We start from the raw sequence: 15,950 nt of genomic DNA, 5'->3' as shown, positions 1-15,950 counted from the left end.
CTAAATTACATTGTGGTAATCTTCTTGATTTCTTTCATACTCAACGTATGCATCTAACATTGATGCAAATCCATCAATTCTTTTCTTTGCATGAATCGATTTTGTTGGTTGGATATTGCCATTACGATCTACATCTATTTCCACGTTAGCCATACACCATTTCAATATAGGATTGTTATCATAGTTGATTAATTTTGCTTCTAATTCTGCACCTAGTGCTTTCATTGGCCCACTCAATGTTTTCTTGCCTTGAATGACTGGGTTCATTACAGAACGACCAAACTCTGATTTCATATCTTCTACAAAATATACTGCACTCCATCCGTCGTACCCACATTTATATAAATAGATATCATCTTCCATTTGTCTTTCTTTAAACCATTCAACAATTAACCTATAATCAATTCTATTGCCCGGTGATTTTCGTATAAATCCTCTTTTGTACCATACATCATATGGTACTTTATCTTCATTTACTCGTTTTTCAAATAAATCTTCTGGTATCCAGTACATTTGCTTGATATATTTTACAGGATCATTAGGCACCATAAATAGCAATGTGGCACATGTTAAGTCCGTAGTTCCAGATAAATCTATACCACCTATACCATATCTAGGCTTTAATTCTCCTATATCAAATGTTGCTGTATTATTTAATTGTTCAAATGTTAAGAATGCTTCTGATGATGTTTCACGAATATTGAAATCCTTTGTAAGAAGATTGGTTACATGAATTGGATTATTTTGTGCAGATTTAACTTTTTCAGCTAATTGACTAACACTCTTAATCGTTCCCAAACCCGGATTAGCTTTTGTCCAGCAATTAGGATCAGTCCATTCCTTGCGACTATCCAACTCATAAATTATTGGTAAGATGCGTTCGTTTTTATAGCCTTGTTCATCATCATACCCATCTACAATCTGACAAGCCTCATCATATTTAATATCGTAAATACTTTCACGAACTGTACCAGCTGTACTTGTAATAATAGTTAGTGGTTGTTCACGTGCGCTCATACCATCAACGATAACATCATATAAATTCTTATCTTTGATAGCATGTAATTCATCAATTAAGGCCCCATGAACATTTAATCCGTCAAGATTATTTGAGTCTGATGCAAGCGGTACAAACTTACCATCATTCACATCACACAAAATTCTATTTACACGAATATGACAAACTTTATTTAGCGACTTACTTTTTTTAATCATTTTGGCCGCTTCATCCCATATAATTTTTGCTTGGTCTCTCTTTGTTGCAGCACTATATATTTCAGCGCCCATTTCACCATCTGCAATCAATAAAAAAAGGCCTATTGCGGCCGCTACAGTGGACTTACCATTTTTACGTGCCACTATCAATATAAGTTCTTGATATTCTCTTGCTTTAGTATCTTTATCAACAAATCCAAATAATGCTGCAATCATAGCTTTTTGCCATAACTCTAAGATTACTGGTTTTCCGGCCCATTTACCTTTAGAATGTTTGCAAAATAGCTCAATGAAATCAATTGCAACTTCTGCCCTGTCTTTATCATAAATGTATTGACTAGGGTTTTCTAACTTATCGACTAAATGCTTGTATACTCTACGAACACGATCAGATACAACTATTTCACCATCAATAATTTGGTTATAGTATTCTCTTATTGGGTTCATCGTCTAACACGTTCCATAATAAATTTTTTAAATTCTTCGTCATCATCTTCATTTTTAGTCTGTGGCAACTCGCTCAACAGTACTTTTATGATAGCAATATAATTTTTCATCAACGTGTTATATGCCTTAGATTCAGTCGATTCTTTTTTACCAAATTGATTATTTCCATTGCAGTATTCTTCCACAAATCCAACTTTTTCTAACTGAATTTGTAGCTCATCTAACTGCATTTCCATGTGTACAGCTTGCTCAATTGATTTTCTGATTAACTTTTTCTTTTCTTGTGGAAGTTCCTTGAAAATCTTGTTATATTCTGCAATTCTCTTCTTTTTTATTTTTTCTTTTTCTTCATTTGTCAACTCCAATCACTCCTTTGTTAACCACACCCCTCACATGTGCGACCTGTGTTTTAAACGAAACTGCTGCCCCGGTGTAGAAAAAAATATTTTCACCATAAAAATATGGGGGGGGAGTTAATTATTATCATGTTCATTATCATTTACAGCTACTAAATCACCTAACTCGTTGAATATCATCCCACGTGTCGGTCTAACTAATAGGCTTGCACCGCTCGTCAATCCAGTAGGTATCGTCATAGCATCTAGCTCTGCATGTATTGCATTGTGACATTCAATACATAAGAACATAAGATTATCCCAACCATATGCAACCGCATCATTGTTAATGTTGTTTGGGTTTAGTGGCTTTTTATGATGTACTACCCAACGTTGTCTAGTCCCATCTGCCTTATTGATACTTTTTAATCCATGGCATCTTTCGCATATATAAAGCTTTGATTCTGCATATGCCTTTGCACATCTTCTCCACCTATATGAATTATAGAAATTTTTAGAATACTCTTTTGCCATTTTTTAAAATATCCCCTTTTTTCTAGGCCACTATATTTTATACATCATATCCCATTGCTCTACGATTAATTGCATATGCTTCATCATATGTAATACCTTCACGCTCTGCTACTTTATTTAAGCAATCATCTTTAGTTGGATATTGTCCACTGTGTGTATTGATATGGCATTGCGTACAGAGTTGTATTAAGTTCTCCTTAATATCTCCACCGCCACTACCACGTGTATTAATATGATGTGGTTCTATATTTGTTCTTTGTCCGCATATTTCACAATATGACTTCCGAATTTCTTGTATCGTTTTTTTGGATGTAATTCTTTTATGCTTCATCAATTTCCTCATATAAACTAAAAAGGACCGCATCATACAGTGTTGTGCGACCTGTGTATGATGTAGTCCTTAATAGTGTGTAGTTTTTCTAGGAGGCTTGTTGAAAGTGTTCTCTTCATCCATGCCCACATACAGTATCTCATATATTGAGTGTCAAATAATAGCAACCTTTTTGTAAATTTCCTCGAAATTTTTAATTGCTCTTTTATGTAAGTTATGAACATTCTGCCTTGAACAATCTATTAGTTCTGCAACCTTTTCCCAGGTGCATCCATTAATGTACCTATCTACTAAAACAATCCTTTGCTTAGTGCTACAAATTTGATTGATCATAAATCTTGCTCGCTCTCTCTCCTGCAAGAAATCACTCCATTCTTTCATAATCTCTTCTGTAACCGCATCAAGATTTGCAACTTTATCCGCAATAGTAATTGGTTGCCCTCCACTTACTTTATCCTTACTATAATCAATGGCTTGTAAACTCATGATATCTTGTCTTATTCTAAATATTTCTCTCTCCTTACACCTTATATTCAAATCAGTATCACGTATCTGATTTAAATATTCCCTTCCAGTCATCGGCTATTATTCCCCTGTTCCTTTAATTTATCGGTCCATTCTTTCCATGTATATATTGGCATCCCTTTTGCTATTGCAAATGACCATTCACCAATGCAGCCTTTAGATGTTTCCCAGTCCCCACATAATACTAAGGCATCACATTTATTTAACATGTCCAAACATATTTTTAAGCCTTTTGAGTATTGTGTATCAAAGTACAACATGCTGAAATTGTGAAGAGGTGATAGATATGTATTGTTCTTATCTATCATTACTAGGTTTTCCATGATTGTATCAATGGAATACTTATTGGCTTTATCTCCTCCAAATGGATGAGCTACATATATTAATTGGTTTTTAATCATCCGCTTCTCCCTCTTGTACTAGATCATTGATGTGAAATGTTTCACCCTCAGCCGCATCATCTGCCAATTCTTCTTCCCATAGTTTACCCTGCGCTCTTGCACCTTTTACAAACATCTCAATTTCTTCAACTAATGGAATTAATTTATCTTGCGGTTTCTCTTCTACTTTGATCCATGAAGTACTAATTGTACATTCATCACCTTTTTTATTTGTTATCAAAAGCACATATTTAACTTCTGTGATAACTCTAGGCAGTTGTTTATGCCATTTAAAGTTAATGGATTTAATCTTCATCCACTCTTCTTCAAACAGCTTAAATACTTTAAATACTTCAAATACTAGCGTTCTTGCTTTTACATATGCTTCTAATATCTCTGGTCTGAAATCATCTTCTGTAACCAGTTGATATGTTTCAGTAATACCAGCATTATTTACTTTCTCATACTTTACTTTCTTTTTATCCCCAAATCCAATGCTTAGTATCCTCATCTTTATTTTCCTTTCCGTTGTTTATCTTCGCACACCCAATCCCCACAGAGTACTTTATTTCGTTTGTTAGTGTGAAATTTCTTTCCGCACTGCACACAGTATCTTGTGTATTTAAATGCTTTCTCTAATCTTGCTTCACGTTCTTGCTCTAGTTGTTCCTTCGTCTTTCTAGGCTCTACTGGTTTGCCTACTCTACAATCTGGACACCATGTGTTATGGCTATCTGGTGTAAACAACCTATCACATCTATGACATTTTCTTTGCATGTTTGCTCCTTAATCTTTTACAGTGCAGCTATACCCTTTTAGCTTTCTCATCCTGTGCCTAATGGTTCTTACGTTATCCCCAATATATTTATAGGCATCTCCCTGTATATTCTTCTGCTCGTTATATTTATCTAGCTGCACTCTCCATTGAATATAACTTTCACATTTACTGTGGCATCCTACTTCTCTAAATTGGCACTCCCTGCATGGTGGTTTCATAATAACTCCTTGCCCATTGATTAAATACTTTGCTCCCCCTTTAATTCATCTCTTCGCATCCTTGCCTTCATCAATGCATCAGATGATATGAATACATATCCCCAATGTTGGATGAACGCTTTAATAACTTCTTTTGAGCGCCCTTTTACAATATGATCATGTGCTTTACATACATTTCTGTATCTGTCATTCATGCTCATAGCCCTCTAATCTATTGCCTATTACTTTAACTTTCCCATTATTTAATACAAATGCTAAGTCAAAATCTAATACCGCATCATGTTGTGTTGTGTCCTGCTGGTTAATTGCCTTGCATCTCCATTGGTATTTATCAACGCTGTAATATACTTCCCCTACCATTGGTGTATCTTGTATTGATTTGCAATCAAACTCAATATGGTCCTTTTCGTATATTCTTTGTCCTAGTGTGTCTTTTGCTTCGCTTCCTCTACATAGTGTTCCGTCCTCAATTGGTACCCATGCATAGGTATCATTTTCTACTGCTAATAGTCTTATTTGTGAGTAGCTTTGCTTTATTTCATCACTACTTACCCATTCTGACCTGTTCACGTTCTTTCGTAGGCCTTTATATACTAATGGCTTCATGCTACCTCCTCACACACTGCATTGATGCCCAGTTTCTTTAGTAACTCGTGTATCATCAATCTTCCTTTTTGTGTCCAGCGTGTAGATGCTTTGCACTCCAATCTTCCGTCTGTAGTCATGTATGTGTGTGTCTTAGTCTTTGTGTACCCTTTTCGCATTAAATCGCTGTACAAAATCCATTGACCGTTTACGCTACGTTGGATGTGTGCATCATGTAGTATCTTGTTTAAAGCTTTAGCACTTAATCCATAGTCTGCAGCAATCTGTGTTACTGTCATTGCATTTGTACTGCTTAGTATTTTGTCCACATAGTCAACCTTTGGCTCATATTCCGCTATTTGTTGTTTCTGTTGCTCAATGATAGCCTTTGATTGGTTATGTGCTTCTACTTCGTCTGCGTATAATCTCAATGCTTCTGGTAGTGTCTTTGGAATATGTAGATCATAGCTTCCTGTTTTTCTAATTTGTGGAAGTACTTCGCTAGTTACCCAGCGTTTAAATTTCTTCGCACCTGGCATCTTTGATTTCAATATCAATGAATATAGTCCAGACTCATTGATTAAATATGTTTCTCTGTTTTGACCTGTGTCGGCAATTTGCCAACGCAGCTTATCTTCTTCATCAATATGTTTTCTAATTGCATCTGCAGTATCTTTATAGCCAAGTGCAGTTGCTACGCTCTTGGCCACAAAGTACACTTCATCTTTAATAATGATTGTTCTAAGTTCCCCAAACTCATTACTATTGAATAGTGTTGTTACATGGTTCATAACTTTGTCCCCTACTATTAGGCAATACTTCTTATATGACCTAACCATTTTATTTACTCACCGCATCAATTCAGCATATATTTTTATGTTCTATAAATCTTTGTTGGAGCATATGCAGGACAGTCTTCACATTCTTCTTTCTTTAGCCAATGTAATGTACCTGCAGTTTTACCTTTGAATACTTTTATTGATGTTTTCCCCTTAGGGCAAGATGCTTTCACCCATAATGCACCGCTTTTTGCTGGTCCAAATGAATGGCTACATATTTTTCTTGGTCTACCTCTTCGCATATTCCCTCCTAGAATGGAATATTTTCATCATCATCTACAAATCCATTTTCAAAATTACTTGCTCCGCTTTCATTTTGTTTAAGGCCATATGTAAGATTTTTGACTACAATCTCTGTAATGTATCTTTTACTTCCGTCTTTTTCGTAGGATCTAGTTCTTAATTCGCCATTTACTGCTACAAAATCACCTTTACGTAACCCACTGTAAAGTTCCGCATCAACCCAACATACTATGTTGTGATATTGTGTACTCTGTTGCTCATTCACATATTTATTTGTTGCCATTCTAAATGTTAGTACTGGCTTTCCTGTTTTTGTATATCGTAGTTCTGCATCTGCTACTACGTTACCGCTCAAAAATACTTCATTTACGTTTATCATTTACTTCATCCTCCCATTTCTCACATTCTTTACTAATTACGCATAATGCCGTTATTGATACTCCTAGCATTGCCCCTATCACAATGCCTATTCCTAGTAGTTCCATGTTTTACCTCCTCAATTCTTACTAATCTGTAAAATCTGTAAGGATACCCTTCATCTGATACAGCTTCAACTACACTGTCTGTTTCTACGTAATAACCTTTTGGCGGTTGGATATAATCCCTCCACTCACTTGGCTTCAATATTTCTGTTTTTACTTTTGGTTTTTCTAAGTTTTTGCTACTATTCCACCTGCGCTTAAATGCATCTTCTTTATCTGAGTAGCATGCACTTCTTTTTTCTTTTACAAAGTAGCTTGCTAATCTCACTGCGTCTTCTGCTCTACCTTGATACAACATCAGCTTATGCATACCATGCGGCCATAATTCATTGATTTCATCTGAATACAATTCCGCATTATTTATGATCATGTGGAAATGTATTCTTGTTCTCCCCTCCGCTATGTAAATGTATTTCAATTCTTTATCCAGTTTTTTATATCTTCGCTTTAGCCTTCTTATAAAATTCTGAATATCTTTCTTTGCATCTTCCCATGTAGCAGGCTGTTCTTTATATGTGAGTGTGATGTAACAATCATTTGTAGTGAAGTTATTATCAATCAACATACGCAGCATTGCTTCTGCTTGTTTTTCATTTTGCTTTTTCTGTGCTTCTGGTGTGATGCTTTTCTTTTTTACACGCTTTCCATTCTTCCTATAGGTTCTTGATGTGTGATAATCAAGTACCTCTATCATATTTTTAGATATGACCTTCTTACGCTTCCTCATCGTAATTACTCCCCATGGTTGATTTGTTAATATGTTATATCTAGTTAATAAGAAAAGCCTTGAAATAAGCTTTTCTCTAGTCTTTCATGCCCATGTGTGATATAATTACGTTAGGTTTGGTGCGTAATTACGTGCTTGATTAGGCTACTTTAATTAGTAGCCTTTTCTTTTTGCCTAGGATAATTGCAATGCATGTCACCTTGTTCAATCTCTAAATATTGGCATGCATCGCAATGTTCCATACATATAATCCCTTTGGCCTGTCTACAGTGTATGTAGGCATGGCCTTTTTTATTGCACTCATCACATATGCTGCAGTGTCTACTCATTATTCATCACCGCATCAAGCAGTATTTCTCTTGCCCTTAATGCAAGATATACTTTGTTTTCTTTAATTGGGCCTTTACCTGTTATGCGTAATACATATTCCCCTGTCTTTCGCTTAACAAAAATAGCGCATCCATTAGCAAGAATAGTAAAGTCTAAACTTGCACTTTTATTGCTTACGCTGATTGATGTAATGTGTTCCCTTAAAACTTGCATTTCTTCATCATCAAACATTAAATATGTTTTTAGTAGATCTAGTGCTTTTTCTCTTTTGTCTTTCATGTTTTATCACCTCCTTAACCCTGCCTAACATCCAAATTGTGATGCCAGTTGTTAGTGTTAAAACCATATTGATTAATATTTGCCAGCCTTCTGCTTGCTCAATTCCTCCATATAGTCCTAACCCCAATATTCCCAAGCACCATTGCACGGTTGTAATTAGATTTATAATGTTCATCTTCTATGCCCCCTTTAGCCACTTCATGTGCTGCCCTTTCATCCATGCTTCAAATTTATCTACATGTACCAGCGTTTGTTGTGGTCCTAGTTGCATACAGATTTCATTAAATCTACCTTCATTGCGGATCATATCTATTCTTCTATAGATATACATCTTGCTCCGTCCCCATATCTTAGCTAGTGTGCTAATAGGAACATATTTTGGTTGAACACTTTCCATTTTATTAATCCTTTCTTATTGCTATAATTATTTAAAAGGAGGTCTTTTATGAAACCCACTAATGACTTATTAAAAAAATCCGAATCTATTAGTAATGCCATTCAAAAAAATATAGGGATTATGAAAGCATTACCGATTTCTAATTTTCATTTATCGCAAAAATCTATTGAACAAGAGTATTTAAACTATAAAGAAGAACTTGATTCCTTTGATTCACACGCTCATTATCTAACCAATGAAAATTTAGAAAAATTAATATTATTCATTAATAGGAATTCAAAAACTTACGCTGAATTAAAAGCAGAAGTATCCATATTAAACGATGCAACTCTCCAATTGTATTTATTCAACACTCCAAAAAAGAAAGTTGAACCACCCTTTTATTCTATTGATCGTATATCTGCAATCTCTAATACTACCTCTCTAATACAGTCCTACTTTAAACTTGTAACTATACCAAAAGATTTTTATGCACCTTATTATTTTGATGATTCTGATGAATTTCAACTAACCGTATCCGGTTTAAATTTCTTGCATCAATTGGAAAAAGAAAATCATGCATTACAACTTGCAGAAGAAAGTCTTCGTATTTCAAAGGAATCTGCTAAATATGGTAAATTTGCTGCATGGTTAGCTGGTATTGGTATATTTACAACAATAATAATTGCAATATTAACCTTTATATTCTCGTAATATTTAAAATCGTTAGTATTACTGCAATCACAAACATTCCTAGGTTAACTCTTGTGCAATATCTTATGTCTTGTAATGTTTCCTCTAGCGATTGGTCTTTGTTGTATTTCAAAGCATTAAAATATCTAAATATAATCCACTTTTTTTGAACCGCATTATGTGGCTCTTTTTTTCTATCCATTTATACGCCCCCTTTTATCTCCTCTCTTAGTGCTATAATTAGCTTGAAAGAAGGTGTTCATGATGAAACGTGACTTAGATTTAATTCGAAATATATTATTTGCTATTGAAAACTCTAATTCTATTGATGCATCTTTGACTTTGAGTAGCCTCGCAAAACTTCATCAAAACCAAGAACTTATCCTTTATCATGTTTTTCTTTTAGATGATGCAGGATTTATTATTGGTATAATCGATGAAACAGCACCTTATATTTCCATTACTAGATTAACGAACGAAGGTCATGATTATTTAGATACAATTCGTGATGATTCTATTTGGAAACAAACTAAAACCACTCTTGGTAAGATTAGTGGTTCAGCTTCTCTTGAGGTTGTCAAAGTTATTGCCTCAAAGCTTGCATTGACTTTTCTTGGACTTTAAGTTCATCTACAATTGCTTCATCAATCATGTTAATTATTGTTTTATATTTTGAGTTTTTACTTGGATCATAATGTATTACTTCTTTAATAAGGTTCTTAGCTCCAATCAATTTAATAATTCGTATTTGACTAACCTCTTTTCGCATTTCATTTATTAATGCATCACTATTTGTTCCCATTTGTCTCTCCTTCGCATCTCATTGCCTAGTGTTATAATTAGCTTGAAAGGAGGTGAGTTTATGACTAAAACAATTAAAGAGTTACAAGCTTTAGAATTTGCAATCTATCAAACACTTACTATTGATAACTTCTATGAAGTCGAATTTCTTTGTAAGTTACATGGTGAATTGATTACATGTAAATCCTTGCTTTATACTGAAAATCCATACGTCCCAATCATTCCACCAGATTATAAAAATCGTTTCGAACTAACTCCTCTTGAATTAATCGAATATGATGAATTACTTAAACTATTGCCACTTCCACAAACACACAATATTCGTAATTCCTTAATCAGTTGGCTTGCCAAGGACATAACTTTTTTCTTGAACCTATTTCTACATGTTGACTTCATTACTAAGTCCGATGAAAAACAACTTTCAAAGCTTCCTAATACTCTAAATAATGTTCTTTTCTTAGGTTCTAATCACAAAGTTCCAGTTTTATTTATTGATAAAGATGAGCCTATTACTGTTCTTTCTGCAACGGTAACTTTGAAAGATAAGTAGCTTCATATTCTAATACAGTAGAAACACTAAGAAGGATTTCATTTGCCCCTGCATATGTAAGTCCTTCTTTTTGTTTTAATAAGGAAATCACTTCCATTACAATTGGATCTTTATATGACTCTTTCACTTGATATAGTTGAGCGCTGTTCATTGGTTGTCTTAAATCTTTCATTTGATTTCACCTCTTTGTTTTATTTTCATCATTTATTCATGTATAATGTTTTTGATAGGATAATGACATATGCTGAACTACTTGGTAACAAGTAGATGTAAAGGATAAAAAACCTTTACGATAACATCTTGGTGGTTCAACCACAATTAGAAATTCTTAAAAATACAAATAAAGTTATTTCTATGATTCAATCTTCTGCAAATACTCCATTTGCAAAAGCTTTTGACCTTAATTCTCAAACACAAGGAGCATTAGCATTAGCTCAAAATGTAGCTAATAACCCAATGCTTCAATTAGCGAAATCCTCTAGTATCGCTCAATTCCGTGATTTTGGTTTTAGAAAGGAGGTGATTATAATGTGCGAAACGTTTACTATTAAAGAATTACAGATAGTTGAATATTCAATCTCTACACTAATTAATGAAGGAATGAAGCATTACAACGTTTCTTTTTTAATTCAAGCTTTAGGTGAATTAATTGAATGTAATTCTTTAACTTATCTTGACTATCAACCTTTATTAGAAAGGCCAATGTTAAAATCTAAGGAATTAGAATTAGTTGATTGGGAAAAGCTATACTCTGCAGTTCAAGATTCTTTTAAAAACACAACTTTTCCTTTTATAATTAATTACTTAATTTCTAACCCTAGATGCTTACTAAATACTATTTGTCATTTACCTTTAAATACTATGGTTAATAGTTCAATTTCATTGCCTAGTAATCTGTATGATGTTACTTTTATCGGTCTAAATAAAAAATATGACTTCTTACAGATTCCAGAAAATGAACCTATTCAGATTCTTTCTTTGCAAATATCGGAGATAAATAATTAGCTTCATATTCCAAATATTCTTTTGTTAGTTGAAGGAGTCCATATGCTTCGGCGTATGTGATTCCTTCTTCTTTTTTTATTCGTTCAATAATATCTTTTACAATTCTTGGTGGCTCTTCAATAAATAACCCCCTGCCATCAATACGCATTGGTCTAAAATCTTGTTTCAATAGATTTAATAGATCACTCTTCTTCATTTGATTTCACCTCTTCTAAATTATCAGATTTCCGTTATTTCTTTTGAAAAAAAAGAGCATCAATTTTATTCATGTCTAATTTTCCACATTCCATATTGTTTGCCACTCTATCAATTTCTCTTTGAGTAAATGGTACTTTATTCGCTAAACGTTGCCCCAGCTGTGTTGTACCAATACCTAGAAATTGAGCAAACCCTTTTAGATTGTGAAAATGTTCTTTGATAAATGCTCTTAGATTTGTATAATCAAATTCCATTTTCTCACCTCCTTTTAATTATCGGCTTTCCGTAATTCAATAATACACTTGTTTCTCTCTTTTGTCTATCGGTTTTCCGTTTAAATTTGGTTTAATATTTATAAAAATATGTTTACTTTTGACGGTTTTCCGTTTATAATGGTCGTATAGCAAGTATTAAAGGAGAAGTTATCATGAGTATTCAATTTATAAATCGTTTAAAAAGTATCATGAAAGAGCGCAAGATAACTCAAACTGAATTAGCAAAGCGTACTGGTATCCGTCAATCTTCCATTTCTGATTGGTTAAATAACCGATACGAACCAAAGCAAGATAAAGTATATATTATTGCTAAAGCATTAAATGTTAGTCCTGCATGGTTACTTGGTTATGATGAGAATATTCCAACAAATCAAACTGAAGGTTATTATGTAGATCCTGAAACTGCTGAATATGCTGAAATGCTTCGTACTCGCCCAGAAATGCGTATGTTATTCTCCGCATCACGTGGCATTTCCAAAGAAGATATGGAAAAAGCAGTTGAATATATTGAACTTTTAAAATTAAAACATAATAAATAAAACTATTAGGGGTTGTTAGTGTGATTATTAATATTATTGAGTGTGATATTCCTAATGTGAAAGCTGTTACATCTACAGGGGAGGATGAAGGTGTTCACAATATTTATATCCGTAAAAATATGTCTATTGAAGATATGAGGAAAGAAGTTGCTCATGAATTATTACATATCATCAATGAAGATTTCCACGTTGACCAACATGTTAACCTCATTGAACATATGGTAAGACGGAAAGAACTTACTGATGATGTATTAGATGAAATAGATTTCTATCATCATGTTTTGTAATATTTACTGTTTACTTATGGTTGCTTATTTTTAGGAGATAACTTTTATGTCTAATATTACTGATGAAAGGCTTGCAGAATTACGTAGATCTGCACCTCCACCATACGAACCTCAACGTTTACCTTTTGATACTTTTAATTTACTCACTCCTGAGTTAATCAAATTATCTTCAGAAGCAAATATGGCTCTAGGTGAATATAAAGGCTTTTTAGTGAATACGCCTAATCCTGTTTTGCTTTTATCCCCTATTACTACACAAGAGGCTGTATTATCCTCTAAATTAGAAGGTACACACGCAACTCTTGAAGATATTCTTAATCATGAAGCTGGCAACCAAACTGATATTCAAGATGATGAGTTAAAAGAAATCCTCAATTATCGTTCTGCATTAAAACATGCATTAGATACAATTTCACCATATAATCAGTTGTCTAATCCTGATAGTAAAGAACCCTTAACAATAAAAATTATTAAAGAAATGCATGCTATTCTCCTAGATAATGTTCGTGGTTCTACTAAACATCCAGGGGATTTTAAAAAGTTACAGAACTATATTGGTGGCTATGATTTTATTTCTTATACACCTGTTTCCCCTCAATTAACAGACTCTTATATGTCTAATCTAGAAACGTATTTACACTATGATGAGATAAATCCATTAATTCAAGCAGCTATTATTCATGCACAATTTGAAATGATTCATCCATTTGAAGATGGGAATGGACGTATAGGCAGATTACTAATTCCTTTATTCTTTTATTATCGTGGAATTATTCCATCCCCCATATTCTATATGAGTTCTTACTTCGAACGGAATCGTGATGAATACATTCATAATTTAGCCAATATTTCTAAAAATAATAATTGGGTATCTTGGATTTATTTCTTCCTAAGTGGCATAATCACTGAATCTCATAACAATACAAAAAAAGCTTTAAATATTTTATCTTTATATGAGCAATTTAAATCTTTAGGCGATTCTATAAAATCATATTACTTCATTCCAATTTTAGACTTTATTTTCCAGCATCCTATATTTACAAGTAAACAACTTATTGAAGAAATCAATGCTAGTAAACAAACTGTATTTACACTGTTGAATAAAATGGTAGATCAAGATATTTTAATTAGTTCAGATAAAGCTAAAAACAGAACATTTATTTGTCCAAAATTATTAAGTATTATAGATAGTTAAGTCTAATATTTTAATCTTTTTTAGACTATATATTTTTATAGTCCAATATATCGCATTATATTGGACTATATTTTTTAATAGTCCATTATACATAAAAATATTAGACAAAATAAAAAAGGCCTCTATCTAGCTACTACTAGATAGAGGCTTGATGCCTTAGAGACACCGCATATTTATATTATAACATACATCTAAGGCTTATTTACTATACCATTTTTTAGCCTAGGAGGTATTTTTAATGTGGGTTGAAACACGAACTACAAAAGACGGCCAAACTCGTTATAGATTTTTGGAGCGTTATACTTGCCCATATAGTGGCAAGATAAAACGTGTATCTGTTACATATGCAACAAATAGCAGACAAGCACATAAGGCTGCACAGATTGAATTACAAGCTTTAATTAATAAGGCAACTAACACTAATGTTGCTATGGAAATGACTTTAGATGCATTGCTTACCAAATATCTTGAGTCTAGACAATCATTTAGGAAGCCAGCTACTCAACGCAATTACAGGATCTATAAAAATAAGATTTTAGAAATTATACCTGCAGATATCCTTATAGGAAATATAAACACATATACATTACAAAACGCTTTGGATTCTATTGCTTTAAATCGCTCTTACTCCTATACGAAAGCTATCTTTAGTTTACTTCGCCAAGCTTTCAAATATGCTCGTCGTATGGAATTTATCCATGATATTTCTTTTTTCGATAATCTAGAACTTCAAAAACCTGTACTAAATGTAGAGAAAGTGCAACGACAACGAGATAAATTCTTAACACAAAAAGAACTAAAATTATTACTTAATAAATTAGATGCTATCAATCCAACTGTTGCTCTCTTGTGTGAATTTCAATCCTTAACAGGTTTACGCTTTGGCGAAATGGTAGCGTTGCGTGTTCAAGATTATGATGAGAGAAAATCCGAAATTGATGTGAATGCTTCTTTATCGTCTTATGGTAGTTTAAAAAGCGAGGCTATTAGATCATCGCCTAAAAATATCTATTCAATTAGAAAGGTGTCCTTAGATTCTAGAGCCAAACAAATAATTAATCATTTTATTACAATGAATAAATCAAAACAATTATGGAAACCTCGTTTTGCAAAAACTGATTACATCTTTGTAACAGATGGTGGTTATCCATTTGATGTGCATTTTGTAAATAAAATATTAAAGAAAGTTGATTTTCACAAACCGATTAGTTCGCACACATTCAGACATACACATATTTCATTTCTAGCAGAGGCTAATGTACCATTAAAAGCAATCATGGAACGTGTTGGCCACAATGAACCACGCACTACATTAGCCGTTTATACTCATGTTACTGATGAAATGAAATCAGAATTGAATAACGCTATTAATAAAATTGGATCTACTATTAGTCATAAATAGAAAAATGCCCCCATTACATACTGCATGCAATGGGGGCAAATTATTTTATTCTTTTGGGGGCAAAATGGTGGCAAAATTGTGTTATAATCCGTTACAATTTGTTATAATTTCAATTCCACAACACCATTATAAACCTTTATTCTTACTATGTTTGTTATAGTTCGTTGCAATTTGTTGTAATCCGTGATAGTTGTATGTATTGGTGGCGGAGAGGGTGGGATTCGAACCCACGGCCCCTTGCGGAGTCACTGGTTTTCAAGACCAGCTCCTTAAACCACTCGGACACCTCTCCATAACGGTACTATTATATCAGATTGGCCCAATAATAAGCAATAACGTAATAGTTAAGCAAGTAAAAAAGCTGGCTCATAGCCAGCTTTT

At 33.4% G+C, this 15,950-nt stretch carries 27 protein-coding genes and 1 tRNA gene; 8 read left to right on the top strand and 20 right to left on the bottom strand.

Annotation, left to right across the window (positions count from 1 at the left end; translation table 11 throughout):
• The 14 genes from O3607_RS04585 to O3607_RS04520 all read right to left on the bottom strand — a co-directional run bounded on the left by O3607_RS04585 (nucleotide 1) and on the right by O3607_RS04520 (nucleotide 8,555).
• Nucleotides 1–1,662 (bottom strand): terminase large subunit, encoded by a 1,662-nt coding sequence (locus tag O3607_RS04585; RefSeq protein ID WP_371443411.1) that lies wholly within the window; start codon nucleotides 1,660–1,662, stop codon nucleotides 1–3.
• A complete protein-coding gene (locus tag O3607_RS04580) occupies nucleotides 1,659–2,021 on the bottom strand; it encodes a hypothetical protein (RefSeq protein ID WP_277297713.1) in 363 nt (120 codons plus the stop codon). The genes O3607_RS04585 and O3607_RS04580 overlap by 4 nt, the downstream gene beginning before the upstream one ends.
• Nucleotides 2,022–2,135: 114 nt before the next feature.
• The gene (locus O3607_RS04575; RefSeq protein WP_371443410.1) at nucleotides 2,136–2,531 is read right to left on the bottom strand and encodes an HNH endonuclease signature motif containing protein; all 396 of its coding nucleotides are present in this window, start codon (nucleotides 2,529–2,531) and stop codon (nucleotides 2,136–2,138) included.
• Between the two features lie 37 nt (nucleotides 2,532–2,568).
• Entirely contained in the window at nucleotides 2,569–2,862 is a 294-nt protein-coding gene (locus tag O3607_RS04570; RefSeq protein ID WP_371443409.1) for an HNH endonuclease signature motif containing protein, read from the bottom strand.
• A gap of 153 nt (nucleotides 2,863–3,015) precedes the next feature.
• Nucleotides 3,016–3,441 (bottom strand): DUF1492 domain-containing protein, encoded by a 426-nt coding sequence (locus O3607_RS04565; protein WP_316113039.1) that lies wholly within the window; start codon nucleotides 3,439–3,441, stop codon nucleotides 3,016–3,018.
• Nucleotides 3,438–3,788 (bottom strand): DUF4406 domain-containing protein, encoded by a 351-nt coding sequence (locus O3607_RS04560; RefSeq protein WP_371443408.1) that lies wholly within the window; start codon nucleotides 3,786–3,788, stop codon nucleotides 3,438–3,440. Before O3607_RS04560 ends, O3607_RS04565 begins: the two co-directional genes overlap by 4 nt.
• Entirely contained in the window at nucleotides 3,781–4,278 is a 498-nt protein-coding gene (locus O3607_RS04555) for a hypothetical protein (protein WP_371443407.1), read from the bottom strand. Before O3607_RS04555 ends, O3607_RS04560 begins: the two co-directional genes overlap by 8 nt.
• Before the next feature lie 671 nt (nucleotides 4,279–4,949).
• Entirely contained in the window at nucleotides 4,950–5,369 is a 420-nt protein-coding gene (locus O3607_RS04550; protein ID WP_371443406.1) for a hypothetical protein, read from the bottom strand.
• Entirely contained in the window at nucleotides 5,366–6,139 is a 774-nt protein-coding gene (locus O3607_RS04545) for a phage antirepressor KilAC domain-containing protein (RefSeq protein WP_371443405.1), read from the bottom strand. Before O3607_RS04545 ends, O3607_RS04550 begins: the two co-directional genes overlap by 4 nt.
• A gap of 83 nt (nucleotides 6,140–6,222) precedes the next feature.
• Nucleotides 6,223–6,429: a hypothetical protein gene (locus tag O3607_RS04540; protein ID WP_279007793.1), complete on the bottom strand. Its 207-nt coding sequence runs from the start codon at nucleotides 6,427–6,429 to the stop codon at nucleotides 6,223–6,225.
• A gap of 8 nt (nucleotides 6,430–6,437) precedes the next feature.
• Nucleotides 6,438–6,809 carry a single-stranded DNA-binding protein gene (locus tag O3607_RS04535; RefSeq protein ID WP_371443404.1) on the bottom strand — a complete coding sequence of 124 codons (372 nt, stop codon included), beginning with the start codon at nucleotides 6,807–6,809 and terminating at the stop codon, nucleotides 6,438–6,440.
• Between the two features lie 32 nt (nucleotides 6,810–6,841).
• Nucleotides 6,842–7,639 (bottom strand): hypothetical protein, encoded by a 798-nt coding sequence (locus O3607_RS04530; protein ID WP_371443403.1) that lies wholly within the window; start codon nucleotides 7,637–7,639, stop codon nucleotides 6,842–6,844.
• 321 nt (nucleotides 7,640–7,960) lie between these two features.
• Complete coding sequence (locus O3607_RS04525) at nucleotides 7,961–8,248, bottom strand: hypothetical protein (RefSeq protein WP_371443401.1); 288 nt, start codon at nucleotides 8,246–8,248, stop codon at nucleotides 7,961–7,963.
• Between the two features lie 178 nt (nucleotides 8,249–8,426).
• Nucleotides 8,427–8,555, bottom strand: coding sequence for a hypothetical protein (locus tag O3607_RS04520; RefSeq protein WP_371443400.1), 129 nt, complete (start codon nucleotides 8,553–8,555; stop codon nucleotides 8,427–8,429).
• A 138-nt stretch (nucleotides 8,556–8,693) separates the two neighbouring features.
• Here O3607_RS04520 and O3607_RS04515 point away from each other — a divergent pair, with 138 nt between their 5' ends.
• Nucleotides 8,694–9,338: a hypothetical protein gene (locus tag O3607_RS04515; RefSeq protein ID WP_371443399.1), complete on the top strand. Its 645-nt coding sequence runs from the start codon at nucleotides 8,694–8,696 to the stop codon at nucleotides 9,336–9,338.
• Here the strand turns inward: O3607_RS04515 and O3607_RS04510 are convergent.
• Nucleotides 9,325–9,519, bottom strand: coding sequence for a hypothetical protein (locus O3607_RS04510; RefSeq protein WP_371443398.1), 195 nt, complete (start codon nucleotides 9,517–9,519; stop codon nucleotides 9,325–9,327). The genes O3607_RS04515 and O3607_RS04510 overlap by 14 nt on opposite strands.
• A gap of 59 nt (nucleotides 9,520–9,578) precedes the next feature.
• Between O3607_RS04510 and O3607_RS04505 the strand changes: the two genes are divergently transcribed.
• Nucleotides 9,579–9,941: a DUF2513 domain-containing protein gene (locus O3607_RS04505; RefSeq protein ID WP_371443397.1), complete on the top strand. Its 363-nt coding sequence runs from the start codon at nucleotides 9,579–9,581 to the stop codon at nucleotides 9,939–9,941.
• On the opposite strand, the gene O3607_RS04500 is transcribed toward O3607_RS04505, so the two are convergent.
• A complete protein-coding gene (locus tag O3607_RS04500) occupies nucleotides 9,901–10,119 on the bottom strand; it encodes a hypothetical protein (protein WP_371443396.1) in 219 nt (72 codons plus the stop codon). The genes O3607_RS04505 and O3607_RS04500 overlap by 41 nt on opposite strands.
• 60 nt (nucleotides 10,120–10,179) lie before the next feature.
• On the opposite strand from O3607_RS04500, the gene O3607_RS04495 reads away from it, so the two are divergent.
• On the top strand, nucleotides 10,180–10,668 hold the full coding sequence (locus O3607_RS04495) for a hypothetical protein (RefSeq protein ID WP_371443395.1): 489 nt from the start codon (nucleotides 10,180–10,182) through the stop codon (nucleotides 10,666–10,668).
• Here O3607_RS04495 and O3607_RS04490 read toward each other — a convergent pair.
• The gene (locus O3607_RS04490; RefSeq protein ID WP_024064204.1) at nucleotides 10,628–10,840 is read right to left on the bottom strand and encodes a hypothetical protein; all 213 of its coding nucleotides are present in this window, start codon (nucleotides 10,838–10,840) and stop codon (nucleotides 10,628–10,630) included. The two genes, O3607_RS04495 and O3607_RS04490, sit on opposite strands and share 41 nt — an antisense overlap.
• 131 nt (nucleotides 10,841–10,971) lie before the next feature.
• Between O3607_RS04490 and O3607_RS04485 the strand changes: the two genes are divergently transcribed.
• Nucleotides 10,972–11,673, top strand: a complete 702-nt coding sequence (locus tag O3607_RS04485; protein WP_371443394.1) for a hypothetical protein — start codon at nucleotides 10,972–10,974, stop codon at nucleotides 11,671–11,673.
• Here O3607_RS04485 and O3607_RS04480 read toward each other — a convergent pair.
• Nucleotides 11,630–11,869 (bottom strand): hypothetical protein, encoded by a 240-nt coding sequence (locus O3607_RS04480; protein WP_371443393.1) that lies wholly within the window; start codon nucleotides 11,867–11,869, stop codon nucleotides 11,630–11,632. The two genes, O3607_RS04485 and O3607_RS04480, sit on opposite strands and share 44 nt — an antisense overlap.
• Nucleotides 11,870–11,903: 34 nt before the next feature.
• Nucleotides 11,904–12,125: a DUF739 domain-containing protein gene (locus O3607_RS04475; RefSeq protein WP_371443392.1), complete on the bottom strand. Its 222-nt coding sequence runs from the start codon at nucleotides 12,123–12,125 to the stop codon at nucleotides 11,904–11,906.
• Nucleotides 12,126–12,298: 173 nt separating this feature from the next.
• Here O3607_RS04475 and O3607_RS04470 point away from each other — a divergent pair, with 173 nt between their 5' ends.
• From O3607_RS04470 to O3607_RS04455, 4 genes are all read left to right on the top strand, one after another.
• Nucleotides 12,299–12,685 carry a helix-turn-helix domain-containing protein gene (locus tag O3607_RS04470; RefSeq protein WP_371443391.1) on the top strand — a complete coding sequence of 129 codons (387 nt, stop codon included), beginning with the start codon at nucleotides 12,299–12,301 and terminating at the stop codon, nucleotides 12,683–12,685.
• A 20-nt stretch (nucleotides 12,686–12,705) separates the two neighbouring features.
• On the top strand, nucleotides 12,706–12,972 hold the full coding sequence (locus O3607_RS04465) for an ImmA/IrrE family metallo-endopeptidase (protein WP_371443390.1): 267 nt from the start codon (nucleotides 12,706–12,708) through the stop codon (nucleotides 12,970–12,972).
• Nucleotides 12,973–13,018: 46 nt separating this feature from the next.
• A complete protein-coding gene (locus tag O3607_RS04460; protein ID WP_371443389.1) occupies nucleotides 13,019–14,167 on the top strand; it encodes a Fic family protein in 1,149 nt (382 codons plus the stop codon).
• A 238-nt stretch (nucleotides 14,168–14,405) separates the two neighbouring features.
• Entirely contained in the window at nucleotides 14,406–15,569 is a 1,164-nt protein-coding gene (locus O3607_RS04455; RefSeq protein WP_371443388.1) for a tyrosine-type recombinase/integrase, read from the top strand.
• 203 nt (nucleotides 15,570–15,772) lie between these two features.
• Here the strand turns inward: O3607_RS04455 and O3607_RS04450 are convergent.
• A tRNA-Ser gene (locus O3607_RS04450) sits at nucleotides 15,773–15,861 on the bottom strand.
• Nucleotides 15,862–15,950 lie beyond the last annotated feature (89 nt).

This window comes from Veillonella sp. 20925_1_51, assembly GCF_041431445.1.
GTDB lineage: Bacteria > Bacillota > Negativicutes > Veillonellales > Veillonellaceae > Veillonella > Veillonella nakazawae.
This window is presented reverse-complemented; position numbering and strand designations above follow the sequence as displayed.

Excerpts from the sequence above, each read along its gene's own strand:
- O3607_RS04570 (WP_371443409.1), bottom strand. The coding sequence starts at position 2,862 with ATGAAGCATAAAAGAATTACATCCAAAAAAACGATACAAGAAATTCGG.
- O3607_RS04505 (WP_371443397.1), top strand. The coding sequence starts at position 9,579 with ATGATGAAACGTGACTTAGATTTAATTCGAAATATATTATTTGCTATT.
- O3607_RS04560 (WP_371443408.1), bottom strand. The coding sequence starts at position 3,788 with ATGATTAAAAACCAATTAATATATGTAGCTCATCCATTTGGAGGAGAT.
- O3607_RS04495 (WP_371443395.1), top strand. The coding sequence starts at position 10,180 with ATGACTAAAACAATTAAAGAGTTACAAGCTTTAGAATTTGCAATCTAT.
- O3607_RS04540 (WP_279007793.1), bottom strand. The coding sequence starts at position 6,429 with ATGCGAAGAGGTAGACCAAGAAAAATATGTAGCCATTCATTTGGACCA.
- O3607_RS04555 (WP_371443407.1), bottom strand. The coding sequence starts at position 4,278 with ATGAGGATACTAAGCATTGGATTTGGGGATAAAAAGAAAGTAAAGTAT.
- O3607_RS04530 (WP_371443403.1), bottom strand. The coding sequence starts at position 7,639 with ATGAGGAAGCGTAAGAAGGTCATATCTAAAAATATGATAGAGGTACTT.
- O3607_RS04585 (WP_371443411.1), bottom strand. The coding sequence starts at position 1,662 with ATGAACCCAATAAGAGAATACTATAACCAAATTATTGATGGTGAAATA.
- O3607_RS04525 (WP_371443401.1), bottom strand. The coding sequence starts at position 8,248 with ATGAAAGACAAAAGAGAAAAAGCACTAGATCTACTAAAAACATATTTA.
- O3607_RS04455 (WP_371443388.1), top strand. The coding sequence starts at position 14,406 with ATGTGGGTTGAAACACGAACTACAAAAGACGGCCAAACTCGTTATAGA.
- O3607_RS04515 (WP_371443399.1), top strand. The coding sequence starts at position 8,694 with ATGAAACCCACTAATGACTTATTAAAAAAATCCGAATCTATTAGTAAT.
- O3607_RS04460 (WP_371443389.1), top strand. The coding sequence starts at position 13,019 with ATGTCTAATATTACTGATGAAAGGCTTGCAGAATTACGTAGATCTGCA.
- O3607_RS04535 (WP_371443404.1), bottom strand. The coding sequence starts at position 6,809 with ATGATAAACGTAAATGAAGTATTTTTGAGCGGTAACGTAGTAGCAGAT.
- O3607_RS04470 (WP_371443391.1), top strand. The coding sequence starts at position 12,299 with ATGAGTATTCAATTTATAAATCGTTTAAAAAGTATCATGAAAGAGCGC.
- O3607_RS04520 (WP_371443400.1), bottom strand. The coding sequence starts at position 8,555 with ATGATCCGCAATGAAGGTAGATTTAATGAAATCTGTATGCAACTAGGA.
- O3607_RS04565 (WP_316113039.1), bottom strand. The coding sequence starts at position 3,441 with ATGACTGGAAGGGAATATTTAAATCAGATACGTGATACTGATTTGAAT.
- O3607_RS04550 (WP_371443406.1), bottom strand. The coding sequence starts at position 5,369 with ATGAAGCCATTAGTATATAAAGGCCTACGAAAGAACGTGAACAGGTCA.
- O3607_RS04545 (WP_371443405.1), bottom strand. The coding sequence starts at position 6,139 with ATGAACCATGTAACAACACTATTCAATAGTAATGAGTTTGGGGAACTT.
- O3607_RS04575 (WP_371443410.1), bottom strand. The coding sequence starts at position 2,531 with ATGGCAAAAGAGTATTCTAAAAATTTCTATAATTCATATAGGTGGAGA.
- O3607_RS04475 (WP_371443392.1), bottom strand. The coding sequence starts at position 12,125 with ATGGAATTTGATTATACAAATCTAAGAGCATTTATCAAAGAACATTTT.
- O3607_RS04490 (WP_024064204.1), bottom strand. The coding sequence starts at position 10,840 with ATGAAAGATTTAAGACAACCAATGAACAGCGCTCAACTATATCAAGTG.
- O3607_RS04480 (WP_371443393.1), bottom strand. The coding sequence starts at position 11,869 with ATGAAGAAGAGTGATCTATTAAATCTATTGAAACAAGATTTTAGACCA.
- O3607_RS04500 (WP_371443396.1), bottom strand. The coding sequence starts at position 10,119 with ATGGGAACAAATAGTGATGCATTAATAAATGAAATGCGAAAAGAGGTT.
- O3607_RS04510 (WP_371443398.1), bottom strand. The coding sequence starts at position 9,519 with ATGGATAGAAAAAAAGAGCCACATAATGCGGTTCAAAAAAAGTGGATT.